The organism is Stenotrophomonas maltophilia (genome assembly GCF_006974125.1).
Classification (GTDB): domain Bacteria; phylum Pseudomonadota; class Gammaproteobacteria; order Xanthomonadales; family Xanthomonadaceae; genus Stenotrophomonas; species Stenotrophomonas maltophilia_O.
In genome coordinates, this window is the sequence record NZ_CP037858.1 from 4,100,426 (window position 1) to 4,114,863 (window position 14,438).

The window sequence follows — 14,438 nt, forward strand, 5'->3', positions numbered from 1 at the left end:
GGCAGGCAATCAGGCGGCGCTTGCGGCCTGGCGACGACGCTGCTGCACGATCAACAGGGCGCACAGGATCACCACCGGGATCGCCACCAGCGCGGTACCGACGAAGAACAGTGCATAGCCTTCCAGCAGCGTCCGGCCCTGCGCGAGCGTCTGTACCGACCACCCCGAGAGTCCCTTGAGGGCCTTGCCGGGCATCGCGTAGAACGAGCTCAGCAGCGCGTACTGGGTGGCGGTGTATCCGATGCTGGTCAAGCTCGACATATAAGCGATCAGCGCCGTTCCGGCGAAGCCGCTGGCGAAGTTGTCGATCGCCATGGCGACGGCGAAATGGGTTGTGTCCGGGCCGGAATAGGCCAGCCAGGCAAACGCCAGGTTGGAGGCCGGCCCCAGCACCGCGCCCACCATCAGCGCCGCCAGCACGCCCCAGCGGACCGAGACCAGGCCCGCTGCGGCAATGCCGACGAACGTCGCGACCAGCCCGACCGAACCACGCACCGCGCCCACGGTATCTTCGTCCAGGCCGAGATCGACATAGAAGGGGTTGGCCATCGGCCCCATGACGAAGTCGGCCATGCGATAGACGCTGATGGCCACCAGGATCAGGATCGCGCCGCTGCGGTGCTCGCGGACGAAGGCGATGAACGGCCCGGCCACGGCGTCGAACAGGCCACGCGGCGTCCACAGCGAGGTCGCCTGAGCCTGCACGGCAGCCACCTCCCTGGCGGGTTCCCTGGCCATGACCACGGCCACCACGCCAAGCGCCATGAGTACCGCCATGATCTCGTACGAGACCTGCCAGCCGACACGGGCCGCGATGATCAGGATCAGCGCATCGGTGACCAGCAATGCGGTGCGATAGCCCAGCGCGGATGATGAGGTCAGCAGGCCGAGCTGCTCGCTGTTGTCAGCACTTTCAATGCGCCAGGCATCGATGACGATGTCCTGGGTGGCCGAAGCAAACGCTACGATCACGGCCATCACGCCGAACACGACGATGTGCTGCCAGGCGATACCCAGGAACTGGATCTGCCCCCCCTTGGGCTGGACCAGCGCCATGCCGACCAGGCCCACCACCACGACCAGCTGCGACAGCAGCATCCAGCCACGGCGGCGGCCAAAGCGGCCGAACAGGGGCACGTCGGTCTTGTCGACGATCGGCGCCCACAGGAACTTCATGGTGTAGGCCAGCCCGACCCATGACAGGAAACCGATCGTGCTCAGCTCGATGCCTTCCTTGCGCATCCAGAAGCCGAGCGTGTTGCCCACCAGGTAGATCGGCAGACCGGAACTGAAGCCGAGCAGCAGCATCGCCAGCACCTTGCGCTGGCTCAGGTTGGACAACACCTGCTGCCACGGTCGGCGCGGCTTGGCAGCCTCGGTCACAGGTCGTAGTCCACGGTGAACGGGGCGTGGTCGGAGAAGCGCTCGTCGCGGTAGATCGAGCAGCTGCGCAGGCGGTCACGCAGGCCCGGGGTGATGAACTGGTAGTCGATGCGCCAACCGACGTTGTTGGCACGGGCGGCGCCGCGGTTGCTCCACCAGGTGTAGTCCTCACCGGTGGGGTTGAGCAGGCGGTAGGCATCGGCCCAGCCGCGGCCGGCGGTGACATCGGTGGTCTGGCCGTGGTCGGCGCAGAGGGCGTTGAGCCAGTCGCGCTCCTCCGGCAGGCACCCGGAATTCTTCTGGTTGGACTTCCAGTTCTTGATGTCCAGCGCCGAACGCACGATGTTCCAGTCGCCACACAGCACGTAGTCGCGGCCACTGCGCGCCCACTCCTCCAGGATCGGCCGCAGCCATTCCATCACTTCGAACTTGAAGCCCTGCCGCAGGTCGCCCGAGCTGCCGGACGGGATATAGAAGGAGACCACGCTGAGGTTGCCGTAGCGTGCCTCGATGTAGCGGCCTTCGTCGTCGAACGGGGCCCAGCCCAGCGAGGTGATGACCTGGTCCGGCTCGCGCTTGCTGTAGATCGCCACGCCGCTGTAGCCCTTCTTGGTGATGGCGTCGCGGTAGAAGCAGTGGTGGCCGTCCGGGCGGAACATCGGGTCGGTCAGCTGGTCTTCCTGGGCCTTGGTCTCCTGGATGCACAGGACGTCGGCGTCCTGGGCACGGAACCAGTCGAGGAAGCCCTTGGTCGCGGCGGAACGGATGCCATTGGCGTTGAAACTGATGATGCGCATGCGGAAGACCTACGGCGGGAAACCGGGCAAGCATACCGGTTGCCCGCGGGGCTGCGCAGTCCGCCGGGTGCGCCCGCGAACGCCTTCACACGGGGCCGGACGAGCGCGAAACGCCCAGCTGGATTAGGATTTGTGCTCCAAATGAATATGAATCGAGTTTTGATGAGCGACCACCGCCACCGTTTCCTGCAGCTGGCCCTGACCGCCGACGCCCTGCGCTTCGGCCAGTTCACCCTCAAGTCCGGCCGGCTGAGCCCCTATTTCTTCAACGCCGGGCGCTTCGACTCCGGCTCGCTGCTGTCCCAGCTCGGCGCCTGCTATGCCGATGCCATCGATGCCAGCGGGATCAAGTACGACGTGGTGTTCGGCCCGGCCTACAAGGGCATTCCGCTGGCCACCGCGATGGCCTGTGAGCTGGCCCAGCGTGGCCGCGACCTGCCGCTGTCGTTCAACCGCAAGGAAGCCAAGGACCACGGCGAAGGCGGCCAGCTGATCGGCGCCGACATGCAGGGCAAGCGCGTGCTGATCGTCGACGACGTGATCACCGCCGGTACCGCGATCCGCGAAGCGCTGGGCATCATCCGCGCCGCCGGTGGCACTCCGGCCGGCATCGTGGTGGCGCTGGACCGCCAGGAGATCGCTTCGGAGACCGACCGCCGTTCGGCGGCGCAGTCGGTGGCCGAGGAAGCCGGTATCCCGGTGATCGCCGTGGCGTCGCTGGCCGACCTGCTTGATTTTGCCTCCGGCAACCCGGAACTTGTGGGTTACCGGCAGCCGCTGGAAGCCTACCGGGCCCAGTACGGCGTCCGTTCGATCCGCTGACCGACCAGGGGAAAGGTCATGTCCCGAGTTCCTGCTGTCCTCTTTGCCGGCCTGCTGCTGGCCGTGCCGTTCACCGCACCGGCGCAGTCGCGCGACAGTGGCAAGGCGGAAAAGAAGCTGTACTGCTGGAACGAGGGCAAGGAGCGGATCTGCAGTGATTCGCTGCCGGCCGACGCGGTCAACCATGCCCGCGAGGAATTCAATGCGAGCACGGGCCTGCGCAATGCACAGGTCCAGCGCGCGTTGACCGACGAGGAACGTGCTGCTGCCAGCACCGCTGCGCAGCAGCAACAGCTGGACCTGATGGCCGAGCAGACCCGCCAGCGCACCGAGCAGGCCATGTTGTCCACCTACGGCAGCGAGGCCGACCTGCGCCGGGTGTTTGCCGAGCGCCAGGAAGTGCTGGACAACAACCTGAAGACCGCCGAGTACAACGTCACCAGCCTGCGTGAGTCGCTGGTGGCGCTGCTGTCGGCGGCGGGAGACCGCGAACTGGCCGGCGGCAAGGTGGTCGACAAGCAGGCCGAGGCGATCCGCAAGCGGCATGCGCAGCTGCAGGCGCAGCAGCGCCTGCAGGCCGGGCTCGTGCAGCAGCAGCAGGCATTGAAGGCCGAGATCGACAGTACCCTGCAGCGCTATCGCGAGCTGAAGGGGTTGGTGCCGGCGGCGGCACCGGCGGGCTGACGGCGCTGCCTCCGCCGGGCATGGCCCGGCGCTACCCGGCGTCCGGTTACGGCTTCGGGCGATGAATTTATGCACTTTTTACGCGTCGGCCCGGTCCGGCGCGTAGTGCGTTTATGGGGGGCAGGACGACGATGGCGGCCTGAGGTGGAGGGGTTCCACCAGGACGCTATTGCAATGTCCCCCTGGCTGTCGTTGTTGTGTGGCGTGCTGGTGCTGGTCGCCGCCGCCTATCTCCTTTATGTCGTGCTGCGGCCCGAGTCGTTCTGAGCGGAGCCTGCCATGACTGAGATGCTTGTGATTATTGCCGCCAGCCTGCTGCTGGCGTGGCCGCTGGGCCTGTACCTGGCACGCGTGATGCGCGGCACGCCGATGAAGGTCGACGTGCTGTTCCACTGGATCGAGAAGCCGCTGTACAGGGTGTTCGGCGTCGATCCATCGCGCTCGATGTCCTGGCGCGGCTATGTGCTGGCCTTCGTGCTGAGCAACGTGGTGGTCGCGGTACTGACCCAGGCGGTGTTCATGACCCAGGCCTGGCTGCCGTTGAACCCGGACCAGATCCCGAACATGCGCTGGGACACCGCGCTGCACACGATGATCTCGTTCCTGACCAACACCAACCAGCAGCACTATTCGGGCCAGGCGCAGCTGTCCTACCTCTCGCAGATGACCGGCATCACCGGCCTGCAGGTGGTGACGCCAATGATGGGCCTGGCGTTGGCGGTGGCCACGCTGCGCGCGTTGTTCTCGCGTGCGCCGCAGGCTGCGGCAGCCACCGGGGCCGGCGATGACCGCCAGGTGGCGGTGGGCAACTACTACGTTGACGTGGTGCGCCTGTGCGTGCGCTTTCTGTTGCCGCTGTGCCTGGTGTGGACGCTGGTGCTGACCAGCCAGGGCGTGCCCTCGACGATGGCCGGCGGCCCGCAGGCCACGCCGATCGATGCCAACGCCGGCATGGTCCAGCAGAAACTGCCGCTGGGCCCGGTCGCAGCGATGGTCGCGGCCAAGCAGCTGGGCGCCAACGGCGGCGGCTGGTATGGCCCGAACAGCAGCTTCCCGCTGGAGAACCCGACCCCGCTGTCGAACGCGCTGGAGATCGTCGGCATCCTGCTGGTGCCGATGGCGGTGATCTTCATGATCGGTGCATTCACCGGCCGGCGCCGGTTCGGCGCGCTGGTGTTCAGCTGCATGCTGGGCATGTCACTGCTCTCCACCGGCGCGATGATGTGGAGCGAGGCCCATAGCGCCAGCGCCGCCACGCCGCTGCTGATGGAAGGCAAGGAAGTACGCTTCGGCGCCGATGGCACCGCGCTGTGGGCGGCGGTGACCACCCAGGTCTCCAACGGCTCGGTGAACGGCATGCACGATTCGCTGGCGCCGCTGAGCGGTGGCATCGCGATGGTCAACATGCTGGTGAGCGCGATCTGGGGCGGCATTGGCTGTGGCCTGCAGCAGTTCATCGTGTACCTGCTGCTGGGGGTGTTCCTGGCCGGGCTGATGACGGGACGTACGCCGGAACTGTTCGGCCGCAAGCTGGAAACCCCGCAGGTGCGCCTGCTGGCCCTGCTGGTGCTGCTGCAGCCGATCACCCTGCTGGTGTTCACCGCCATCACCCTGGCCGTGCCCGGTCTGGCCGGCACGTCCAATCCTGGCTTCCATGGCATCAGCCAGGTGTTCTACGAGTACGTCTCGGCCTATGCCAACAACGGTTCGGGTTTCGAAGGGCTGGGTGACGCCACGCTGTGGTGGAACCTGAGCTGCTCGCTGGTGCTGCTGCTGGGCCGCTTCCCACTGCTGATCATCCCGCTGGTGGTGGCCGCACAGCTGGCCGCCAAGCGCCAGGCGCCGGAGTCTGCCGGCAGCCTGCAGATCGAAACCCCGACCTTCGCCCTGACCCTGGTCTCGGTGATCATCATCCTGACCGTGCTGCAGTTCATGCCGGCGCTGGTACTCGGCCCGATCGCCGACCACCTGAGCCTGGGACTGCACTGAGGACACCCCGATGAGTACCCACGCAAATTCCACCCGAAGTTCCCTCGCACCGCGCCCTGCCCTGCTGGATGCCGCAGGCCTGCGCCGTGCACTGGTCGAGGCGGTGCGCAAGCTGTCGCCGATGCACCTGGTGCGCAGCCCGGTGATGGCGGTGGTGATGGCCGGCACGATCGTCGCCGCCATCATCACCCTGACCGGCAATGCACCGCTGGGCTTCGGCCTGGCGGTGACCGCGATCCTGCTGGTGACCGTGCTGTTCGGCAATTTCGCCGAGGCGGTCGCCGAAGCCCGTGGCCGCGGCCAGGCCGCTTCGCTGCGCCGTGCCCGCCAGGATCTGGTGGCGCGCCGTCTGGCGGCACCGCAGCCGGGTGCGGCGGAAGCCCAGGTACCGGCCGCGGAGCTGCGTCCGGGTGACCACGTGATCGTCAGCGCCGGCGAGCTGGTGCCGGCCGATGGCGAGATCGTGCAGGGCCTGGCCACCATCAACGAAGCGGCCGTGACCGGTGAATCGGCGCCGGTGCTGCGCGAGGCCGGCACCGATCGTTCCGGCGTGATCGGCGGCACCAAGGTGCTGTCCGACCAGATCATCGTGCGGGTGACCGCCGAGCCGGGCCACAGCTTCCTGGACCGGATGATCGCGCTGGTGGAAGGCGCCAACCGGCAGAAGACCCCGAACGAGATCGCACTGACCCTGCTGCTGGCCGCGATGACGCTGACCTTCCTGGTGGTGGTGGCGACGCTGCCGGCGATCGGCGCAGCGGTAGGCGTGCAGGTTGACCCGCTGCTGCTGATCGCGCTGCTGGTGTGCCTGATCCCGACCACCATCGGCGGCCTGCTGCCAGCCATCGGCATTGCCGGCATGAACCGTGCGCTGGCCGCCAACGTGCTGGCCAAGTCGGGCAAGGCGGTGGAAGTGGCGGGCGACGTGGACGTGCTGCTGCTGGACAAGACCGGCACCATCACCTACGGCGATCGCCAGGCCAGCCACTTCCACCCGTTGGCCGGTATCGATGCCAGCCAGCTGCGTGAAGCGGCGCTGCTGTCCTCGCTGGCCGACCCGACTCCGGAAGGCAAGTCGATCGTGCGCCTGGCGCGCGAACAGGGGTGCGCCACCGCCGAACCGGACCATGCCGACTATCTGGCCTTCACTGCCCAGACCCGGATGTCCGGCGTCGACCTGGAACATGGGCGGCAGATCCGCAAGGGCGCCGCCGATGCCATCCGCGCGCATGTGCAGTCGCTGGGCGGCAACGTGCCGGCCGAGCTGGCCGGTCGTGTCGAGCAGGTCGCGCGCAATGGTGCCACCCCGCTGGTGGTGGCCGAGGGCCGCCATGTGCTGGGCGTGATCGAGCTGTCGGACGTGGTCAAGCACGGCATGCGCGAGAAGTTCGCGCAGCTGCGGGCGATGGGCATCCGCACGGTGATGATCACCGGTGACAACCCGCTGACCGCCGCCGCGATCGCTGCCGAGGCCGGTGTCGATGACTACATCGCCGAGGCCCGCCCCGAAGACAAGCTGGCACGCATCCGCCAGGAGCAGGCCGGTGGCCGCCTGGTGGCGATGGTGGGCGACGGCACCAACGACGCCCCGGCACTGGCGCAGGCCGATATCGGCCTGGCAATGAACTCCGGCACGCAGGCGGCGAAGGAGGCCGGCAACATGGTCGACCTCGATTCGGACCCGGCCAAGCTGCTGGCGGTGGTGGAAGTGGGCAAGCAGCAGCTGATCACGCGCGGTGCGCTGACCACCTTCTCGCTGGCCAACGACGTTTCCAAGTACTTCGCGATCCTGCCGGCGCTGTTCGCCGCTGCCGTTCCCACCATGGCCGCACTGAATGTGATGCAGCTGTCGAGCCCGCGCAACGCGGTGCTGGCGGCGCTGATCTTCAACGCCCTGGTGATTCCCGCACTGATCCCGCTCGCCCTGCGTGGCGTGCGCTTCCGCCCCGCCACCGCGACGGCGCTGCTGCGCCGGAACATGCTGGTGTACGGCCTCGGCGGCGTGTTGCTGCCGTTCGCGGCGATCAAGCTGATCGACCTCCTTCTTGTCCTGGTATCCGGCGCATGAACCGTTCTGCTTCCACCTCCACCTCCCTGTCCCGCGAACCGAAGGCCGAGGCCCGCGTGGCCAGCCTGCAGGATGGCGCCAGCTGGCGCCCGGCGATCGGCCTGGGCCTGGCCACCCTGCTGCTGGCCGGCGCGGTCTACGCCGGCATTGCAACCGGCTTTGCCGGCCTGGCGTTCCCGGGCCAGGCGGAAGGCAGCCTGCTGCGCGATGACAGTGGCCAGGTGCGCGGCTCGGCGTGGCTGGCGCAGCCGTTCACCGGTGATGGCTACTTCCAGGCACGGCCGTCGGCGGCCAACTACGACCCGATGGCGGCAGCCGGTTCCAACATGGCGCGCAGCAACCCGGCGCTGGCCGAGCGCGTTGCCGCCAGCACTGCGGCGGTGGCCACACGCGAAGGCGTTGCCCCGGCGCAGGTGCCTGCGGACCTGGTCACCCAGTCCGCAGGCGGCCTGGATCCTCAGCTGTCGCCGTCTGCAGTGCAGTTGCAGGTAGCTCGCGTGGCGCGTGCCCGTGGCCTGCCGGTGGAACGCGTGCAGGCACTGGTGCAGGCGCATACCGAAGGACGCCAGTGGGGCCTGTTCGGCCAGCCGCGGGTGAACGTGGTAACGCTGAACTTCGCGCTGGACCACGCGGCCAAGGCGCCGTGATGCCGGCCTGCACCGGCTGCGCGCACAATGGCGGCCATGACAGCGGCACCCATGACTGATGCGCGTACCCGCCAGGCCGATGCCCTGGTTGAAGGCCTGCAACGTGAAGCCGGCGGCAAGCTGACCGTGTTCCTCGGCGCGGCGCCGGGCGTGGGCAAGACCTACACCATGCTGACCCGCGCGCAGGAACAGCTGCGTCGCGGCGTCGACCTGGTGGTCGGGCTGGTGGAAACCCATGGCCGTGCCGATACCCAGGCGCTGCTGGAGGGGCTGCCGCAACTGCCGCTGAAGGACGTGGCCTACCACGGCCATGCCCTGCAGGAGATGGATCTGGATGCCGTGCTCGCGCGGCACCCGGCGCTGGTGCTGGTGGACGAACTGGCCCACCGCAACGCGCCGGGCAGTCGCCATGAGCGACGCTGGCAGGATGTGATGGAACTGCTGGATGCCGGCATCGACGTCTGGACCACGGTCAACATCCAGCATCTGGAAAGCCTCAACGATGTGGTGATGCGCATCACCGGCGTGCGCGTCAGTGAGACGGTGCCGGACGGTGTGCTCGACCGCCTGCACGACATCGTGCTGGTCGATCTGCCGCCGCGCGAACTGATCGCGCGCCTGCAGCAGGGCAAGGTCTATGTGCCGGAGCAGGCCGCGCAGGCCCTGCAGGCGTTCTTCTCGCCGGCAAACCTGACCGCGCTGCGCGAGCTTGCCATGCAGGAGGCCGCCGACCGCGTCGACAGCAGCCTGCGCGAGGCACGCGCTGCCCGTGGCGAGAGCAACCTGCCACTGCGCCGCGGCGTGCTGGTGGCGATCGACGGCGGCGGCCAGAGTGAATACCTGGTGCGCGTGGCACGACGCATCGCCGAACGCCGGGACGCACCGTGGACCGTGGTGACCGTACAGGGGCGACGCCAGGACGAGGCGACCCGGCGCGAGATCGATGCCGCCTTCGCCCTGGCACGGCGTCTGGGCGGCGACGCCGAACTGCTGCACGGATCGAGCATCGCCGATGCCCTGCTCGACCACGCTGCGCACAACGGCGTGTCGACCCTGGTGCTGGGCCGGACCCGCGAACGTCCGCTCGCGCGGATGTTCAACCGTACGTTGACCCAGCAGCTGATCCAGCGCGGCGCGCATTACGAGATCACCATCATCAGCACCCCACAGGCGCGTGCGCGCTCGCGCCGCGAAGGCCTGCTGCCACCGATGCGCGGCATCAGCTACGAACCGGTACAGGCGCTGATCGCCACCGCGCTGGCCTGCGGGGTGGCATGGCTGGCCGAACGCTGGGTCGGCATGGCCGACCTGTCGATGGTGTTCATCGTGGCGGTGGTACTGGTGGCTGCGCGCACGCGCGCCAGCGTGGCGGTAATGGCGGCGATCCTGTGCTTCCTCGCCTACAACTTCCTGTTCATCGCGCCGCGCTTCACCTTCGCCATCGGTGCGCGCCAGGGCGTGATCACGGTGTTCCTGTTCCTGGCTGCCGCGCTGGTGGCCGGACGCCTGGCCTCGCGCCTGCGCATGCAGGTGATCGCGCTGCGTGCGGCGAATCGACATGCGCGTGCGCGCCAGCAGCTGGGCCGCCAGCTGGCCAGTGCCGCCGGCAACGGCGAGGTGGCGCAGGCGGGTCGGCATGCACTGGAACAGGCCATGGATGTACCGGCGTGGCTGCGGATCGGCGCCGATACCGCCGCCGGTGGCCGCAGCCAGCCGGGCGATACCGATCTGGCGGCGGCCGACTGGGCCCTGCGCCACGGCCAGCCCAGCGGCCGCTTCACCGACACCCTGGCCGGTGCGCAATGGTGGTTCCTGCCGCTGCTGGATGGCGAGGACCGCGCCATCGGCGTGGCCGGCCTGTACCTGCCCGGCGCACAGGCGCGCCTGCTGCCCGAGCAACGGCAGCTGGCCGAAGCAATGGTCGATGACATCGCGCAGGCCGCGCTGCGTACGCGGCTGGTGGCCGAACTGGAGCAGGCGCACGTCAGCAACGAGACCGAACGGCTGCGCTCGGCCCTGCTCTCTTCGGTGTCGCACGATCTGCGCTCGCCGCTGGCGGCGATGATCGGTTCGGCCGACAGCCTGGCCAGCTACGGCGCGGCGATGGATACGGCCGATCGCCGTGCCCTGCTGGACACCATCCTGGTCGAGGGCGAACGACTGGACCGCTACATCCAGAACCTGTTGGACATGACCCGCCTCGGCCACGAGGGATTGAAGATCAACCGCGACTGGATCGGCGTGGACGAACTGATCGGCTCGGCGGCGCGGCGCCTGCAGCGCTACCAGCCGAAGGTGCGGCTGGAGCTGGATATTCCCTCCACGCTGGCGCCGATCTGGGTGCACCCGGCACTGGTCGAACAGGCGGTGTTCAACGTGATGGAGAACGCCGCCAAGTTCTCGCCGCCCGACGCCGCCGTGCAGGTGCAGGCGCGCGAGCTGGACGGTCAGCTGCGCATCGACGTGATCGATGCCGGGCCCGGCATTCCCGACGACGAGCGCGCGCGCATCTTCGACATGTTCTACAGCGTCGAGCGCGGCGACCGCGGCCGCCACGGCACCGGCCTGGGACTTACCATCTGCCAGGGCATGATCGGTGCGCATGGCGGCAGCGTGCAGGCACTGCCCGGACGCGACGGTCGCGGTACCCTGATCCGCATCACCCTGCCCCTGCTCAAGCCAGCCTCCCACGATGAGCCCGACCCCGATTGATGCCAGCGTGCCGGCCGCGCGCGTGCTGGTGATCGATGATGAAACCCAGATCCGCCGGTTCCTGGACATCAGCCTGCGTGCGCAGGGCTACCAGGTGCGGCAGGCGGCCACCGGCCAGGAAGGCCTGCAGCTGGCGGCCAGCGAGGACATGGACCTGGTGATCCTGGACATCGGCCTGCCGGACATGGAAGGGCACGAGGTGCTGGAGCAGCTGCGGCAGTGGAGCCAGGTGCCGGTGATCATGCTGACCGTGCGCGCCGGCGAGGCCGAGAAGGTGCGGGCGCTGGACACCGGCGCCAATGACTACGTGACCAAGCCGTTCGGCACGCAGGAACTGATGGCACGGGTACGTGCGCTGCTGCGCACGCGCAGTGTGCCCAGCGATGGCACACCGCCGGTGTTCGACGACGGCCATCTGCATGTGGATCTGGTGCGCCGTGAAGTGGCACTCGATGGCGAGCCGGTGGCGCTGACCCGCAAGGAGTACGCGTTGCTGTCGCTGCTGCTGCGCAACGCCGGGCGGGTGGTGACCCAGCCGCAGATCCTGCAGGAGATCTGGGGGCCGACCCACCAGCACGACACCCACTACCTGCGCATCCTGGTCGGCAAGCTGCGGCACAAGCTGGGCGATTCAGCGCTGGATTCGCGCTACCTGTTCACCGAACCGGGCGTGGGGTTGCGGTTCAAGGGGTGAAAGCGTGCCGACCAACGGTCGGCACCCACCAGACAAACGAATTCGGAAGAGCATCCACGCATGGCGTGGATCTACTGTGTCGACCAAGGTCGACACCTACCAACAGCTCCAGGACATTGTCAGGGGTGGGGCGGTGTCGGAGTGCGGGGTGTCAGCCGCATGGATGCGGCTGCCAAGCTTACAGGGACGTACTTGCTGCGTCCCCGCACTCCGACACCGCCCCGCCATCCCACGGATAGCCGGCCTTTGACGTTGACGTTGATTCGGCGGGTGCCGGGCGCAGCCCGGCCCACCTCAGAACCCCAGCGGGGTGTCGCCCAGCACCGGCTGCAACTGGCTGCGGAACAGCGCCTGGATGCGTTCCAGTGCCGCCTCGTCATTGCCCTCGAAGCGCAGCACCAGCACCGGCGTGGTGTTGGAGGCACGCACCAGCCCCCAGCCATCGGGGAAGTCCACGCGCAGGCCGTCGATGGTCGACAGCCGCCCACCCACGTACGGGTTGTCCGGCGACTGTGCCGCCGCCACCAGCATCGCCACCAGCGCATGCGGCGTACCTTCAGCCACCGGCACCTTCAGCTCCGGCGTGGCCACCATCTCCGGCAGCTCGGCCAGCACCTCGTCCGGGGTCTCTTCGCGCTGGGCCAGGATCTCCAGCAGGCGCGCCGCCGCATACAGGCCGTCGTCGAAACCGAACCAGCGCTCCTTGAAGAAGAAGTGGCCGCTCATCTCGCCGGCCAGCTCGGCATCGGTCTCGCGCATCTTCGCCTTCATCAGCGAATGCCCGGTCTTCCACATCAACGGGCTGCCACCATTACGCAGCACGTGGTCGGACAGCTTGCCGGTGCACTTCACGTCGTAGATCACCATCGCGCCCGGGTTGCGCATCAGCACATCGGCGGCGAACAGCATCAGCAGGCGGTCGGCATAGATGATCCTGCCTTCGCCGGTGACCACGCCCAGGCGGTCCCCGTCGCCATCGAAGGCGACGCCGAGGTCGGCGCCGAAGCGCTTGACCGTCTGCACCAGGTCTTCCAGGTTGGCCGGTTCGCTGGGATCGGGGTGATGATTGGGGAAGGTGCCGTCGACATCGCAGTACAGCGGGATGACTTCGGCACCGATGGCTTCCAGCAGCTGTGGCGCCAGCGCACCGGCGACGCCGTTGCCGGCATCGGCCACGACCTTCAACGGGCGGTCCAGCTGCACGTCATCAGCGATGCGCTGGATGTAGTCGGCACCCACCTCGCGCTGCTGGTAGTCGCCTGGCTCCGTCGCCTGCACCAGGCGACCCTCGACGATGCGCTGGTAGAGATCGGTGATGGCATCGCCGGAAAGCGTCTCACCGCCGATGACCACCTTGAAGCCGTTGTACTCGGGCGGGTTATGGCTGCCGGTCACTGCCACGCAGCTGCCGGTACGCAGATGGAAGGCGGCGTAGTAGACGACCGGCGTCGGTGCCAGGCCGATGTCGATCACCGTGCAACCGGTGCGACGCAGGCCCTCGGCCAATCCCGCGGCCAGTTCCGGGCCGGACAGGCGGCCATCCCGGCCGATCACCACCTCGCGCAGGCCCTGCTCCAGCGCCACGGTGCCGATGGCCTGGCCGATCAGCGCGGCGGTCTTCGGCGTCAGTTCGCTGCCGACCACGCCACGGATGTCGTAGGCGCGGAAGATGCCGGCGGCCAGTTCCCCGGCCGGGACCGGCGGCGGCGGCGGCGCACTTTCCGCGGTGCTGGCGACGGCCACCGGCGGCGGCGCCATCTGCAGGCTCTCACTCAGGGTAGGACCGTGATCGGCTTCGGCCGCAGCAGCGCGGCGCGGCAGCGGCAGGGTCTTCGGCAAGCGGCCGCGACCGACCACCAGCAACACGGCGACAAAGGCCAGCAGCAGCGCGACGATGGCGCTGGCCAGCGAACCCAGGCCCAGCGGACCGGGTTCGACATTGGGTACCGCGGCCACCAGCCGCAACGGCGTGCCCGGAACCGGCCGCGCCAATGCTTCGGCACTTTCTGCCAGGCCGGCATCGCCCTGGGCGACGAGGTCATGCGTGCCCTGGCGCAGGCCAAGGAAACCGGCCGATGGCGCACTCACCTGGTCCAGCGGCGAGGTCAGCCGCAGCAATGGCTGGCGCACGTAGAGCACTGCCGGGCCCAGGCTGCCCAGCTGCACCGGAGCCGCCAGGCCAAGACGATTGCCACCTGCATCGCGCACCACGCGCAGGCCCGGCTTGCCCTCGGCCAGCGCTTCTTCCAGCAGGGCCAGGCGTGCATAGCCGAAGGTGGCCGGGTCGGCATAGGCCGTGGCCAGATCGGCGCCCAGCACTTCAACCTGCTCCACCCCGGTCCAGCTCTCGCGTACGGCCAGCGCTGCCGCGGCGGCGTCACCGGCCTGCAGTGCCTGCTGCACGCGTTCGTTCTTCAGCTGCTGCTGCAGCTGCTTCAGCTGGCCGGCAGCCGCCTCCTGCAGCCCCTGCACGGCCTGGTCACGCGCTTCTTCCAGCGCCTGGCCATTGGCTTCCTGCCGCCATTGCTGCACCGCGCTCCATCCGAACCAGCCAGCCAGCAGGACCAGCAGCACCCCCAGTAGTGGCGCACTGCGTCCCAACGACCGTTCCCGCTGCCCTTCCCCGATGCCGCTCATCAATG

11 protein-coding genes are annotated in these 14,438 nt (G+C 68.4%); 8 read left to right on the forward strand and 3 right to left on the reverse strand.

The genetic code is table 11. The features are described 5' to 3' along the window. Positions 1–9: 9 nt before the first annotated feature. Both EZ304_RS18940 and EZ304_RS18945 read right to left on the reverse strand, forming a co-directional pair. Positions 10–1,383: an AmpG family muropeptide MFS transporter gene (locus tag EZ304_RS18940; protein WP_099551464.1), complete on the reverse strand. Its 1,374-nt coding sequence runs from the start codon at positions 1,381–1,383 to the stop codon at positions 10–12. Further along, entirely contained in the window at positions 1,380–2,180 is an 801-nt protein-coding gene (locus EZ304_RS18945; RefSeq protein ID WP_099603906.1) for an exodeoxyribonuclease III, read from the reverse strand. The genes EZ304_RS18940 and EZ304_RS18945 overlap by 4 nt, the downstream gene beginning before the upstream one ends. 162 nt (positions 2,181–2,342) lie before the next feature. Here EZ304_RS18945 and pyrE point away from each other — a divergent pair, with 162 nt between their 5' ends. The 8 genes from pyrE to EZ304_RS18985 all read left to right on the forward strand — a co-directional run bounded on the left by pyrE (position 2,343) and on the right by EZ304_RS18985 (position 11,796). Continuing rightward, entirely contained in the window at positions 2,343–3,002 is a 660-nt protein-coding gene (pyrE, locus tag EZ304_RS18950; protein ID WP_005407772.1) for an orotate phosphoribosyltransferase, read from the forward strand. Positions 3,003–3,020: 18 nt separating this feature from the next. Beyond that, on the forward strand, positions 3,021–3,686 hold the full coding sequence (locus EZ304_RS18955) for a hypothetical protein (RefSeq protein ID WP_099551466.1): 666 nt from the start codon (positions 3,021–3,023) through the stop codon (positions 3,684–3,686). A gap of 174 nt (positions 3,687–3,860) precedes the next feature. Beyond that, positions 3,861–3,953, forward strand: a complete 93-nt coding sequence (locus EZ304_RS18960) for a potassium-transporting ATPase subunit F (protein ID WP_005407770.1) — start codon at positions 3,861–3,863, stop codon at positions 3,951–3,953. Between the two features lie 12 nt (positions 3,954–3,965). After that, positions 3,966–5,675: a potassium-transporting ATPase subunit KdpA gene (kdpA, locus tag EZ304_RS18965; RefSeq protein ID WP_142807861.1), complete on the forward strand. Its 1,710-nt coding sequence runs from the start codon at positions 3,966–3,968 to the stop codon at positions 5,673–5,675. 10 nt (positions 5,676–5,685) lie between these two features. Beyond that, complete coding sequence (kdpB, locus tag EZ304_RS18970; protein ID WP_099551468.1) at positions 5,686–7,743, forward strand: potassium-transporting ATPase subunit KdpB; 2,058 nt, start codon at positions 5,686–5,688, stop codon at positions 7,741–7,743. Then, a complete protein-coding gene (kdpC, locus tag EZ304_RS18975) occupies positions 7,740–8,390 on the forward strand; it encodes a potassium-transporting ATPase subunit KdpC (protein ID WP_142807862.1) in 651 nt (216 codons plus the stop codon). Before kdpB ends, kdpC begins: the two co-directional genes overlap by 4 nt. A gap of 51 nt (positions 8,391–8,441) precedes the next feature. Continuing rightward, complete coding sequence (locus tag EZ304_RS18980) at positions 8,442–11,102, forward strand: sensor histidine kinase (RefSeq protein ID WP_142807863.1); 2,661 nt, start codon at positions 8,442–8,444, stop codon at positions 11,100–11,102. Beyond that, positions 11,083–11,796, forward strand: a complete 714-nt coding sequence (locus EZ304_RS18985; RefSeq protein WP_004153862.1) for a response regulator transcription factor — start codon at positions 11,083–11,085, stop codon at positions 11,794–11,796. Before EZ304_RS18980 ends, EZ304_RS18985 begins: the two co-directional genes overlap by 20 nt. 294 nt (positions 11,797–12,090) lie before the next feature. On the opposite strand, the gene EZ304_RS21190 is transcribed toward EZ304_RS18985, so the two are convergent. Continuing rightward, the gene (locus tag EZ304_RS21190) at positions 12,091–14,433 is read right to left on the reverse strand and encodes a phosphomannomutase/phosphoglucomutase (protein ID WP_099551471.1); all 2,343 of its coding nucleotides are present in this window, start codon (positions 14,431–14,433) and stop codon (positions 12,091–12,093) included. Between the last annotated feature and the right edge of the window lie 5 nt (positions 14,434–14,438).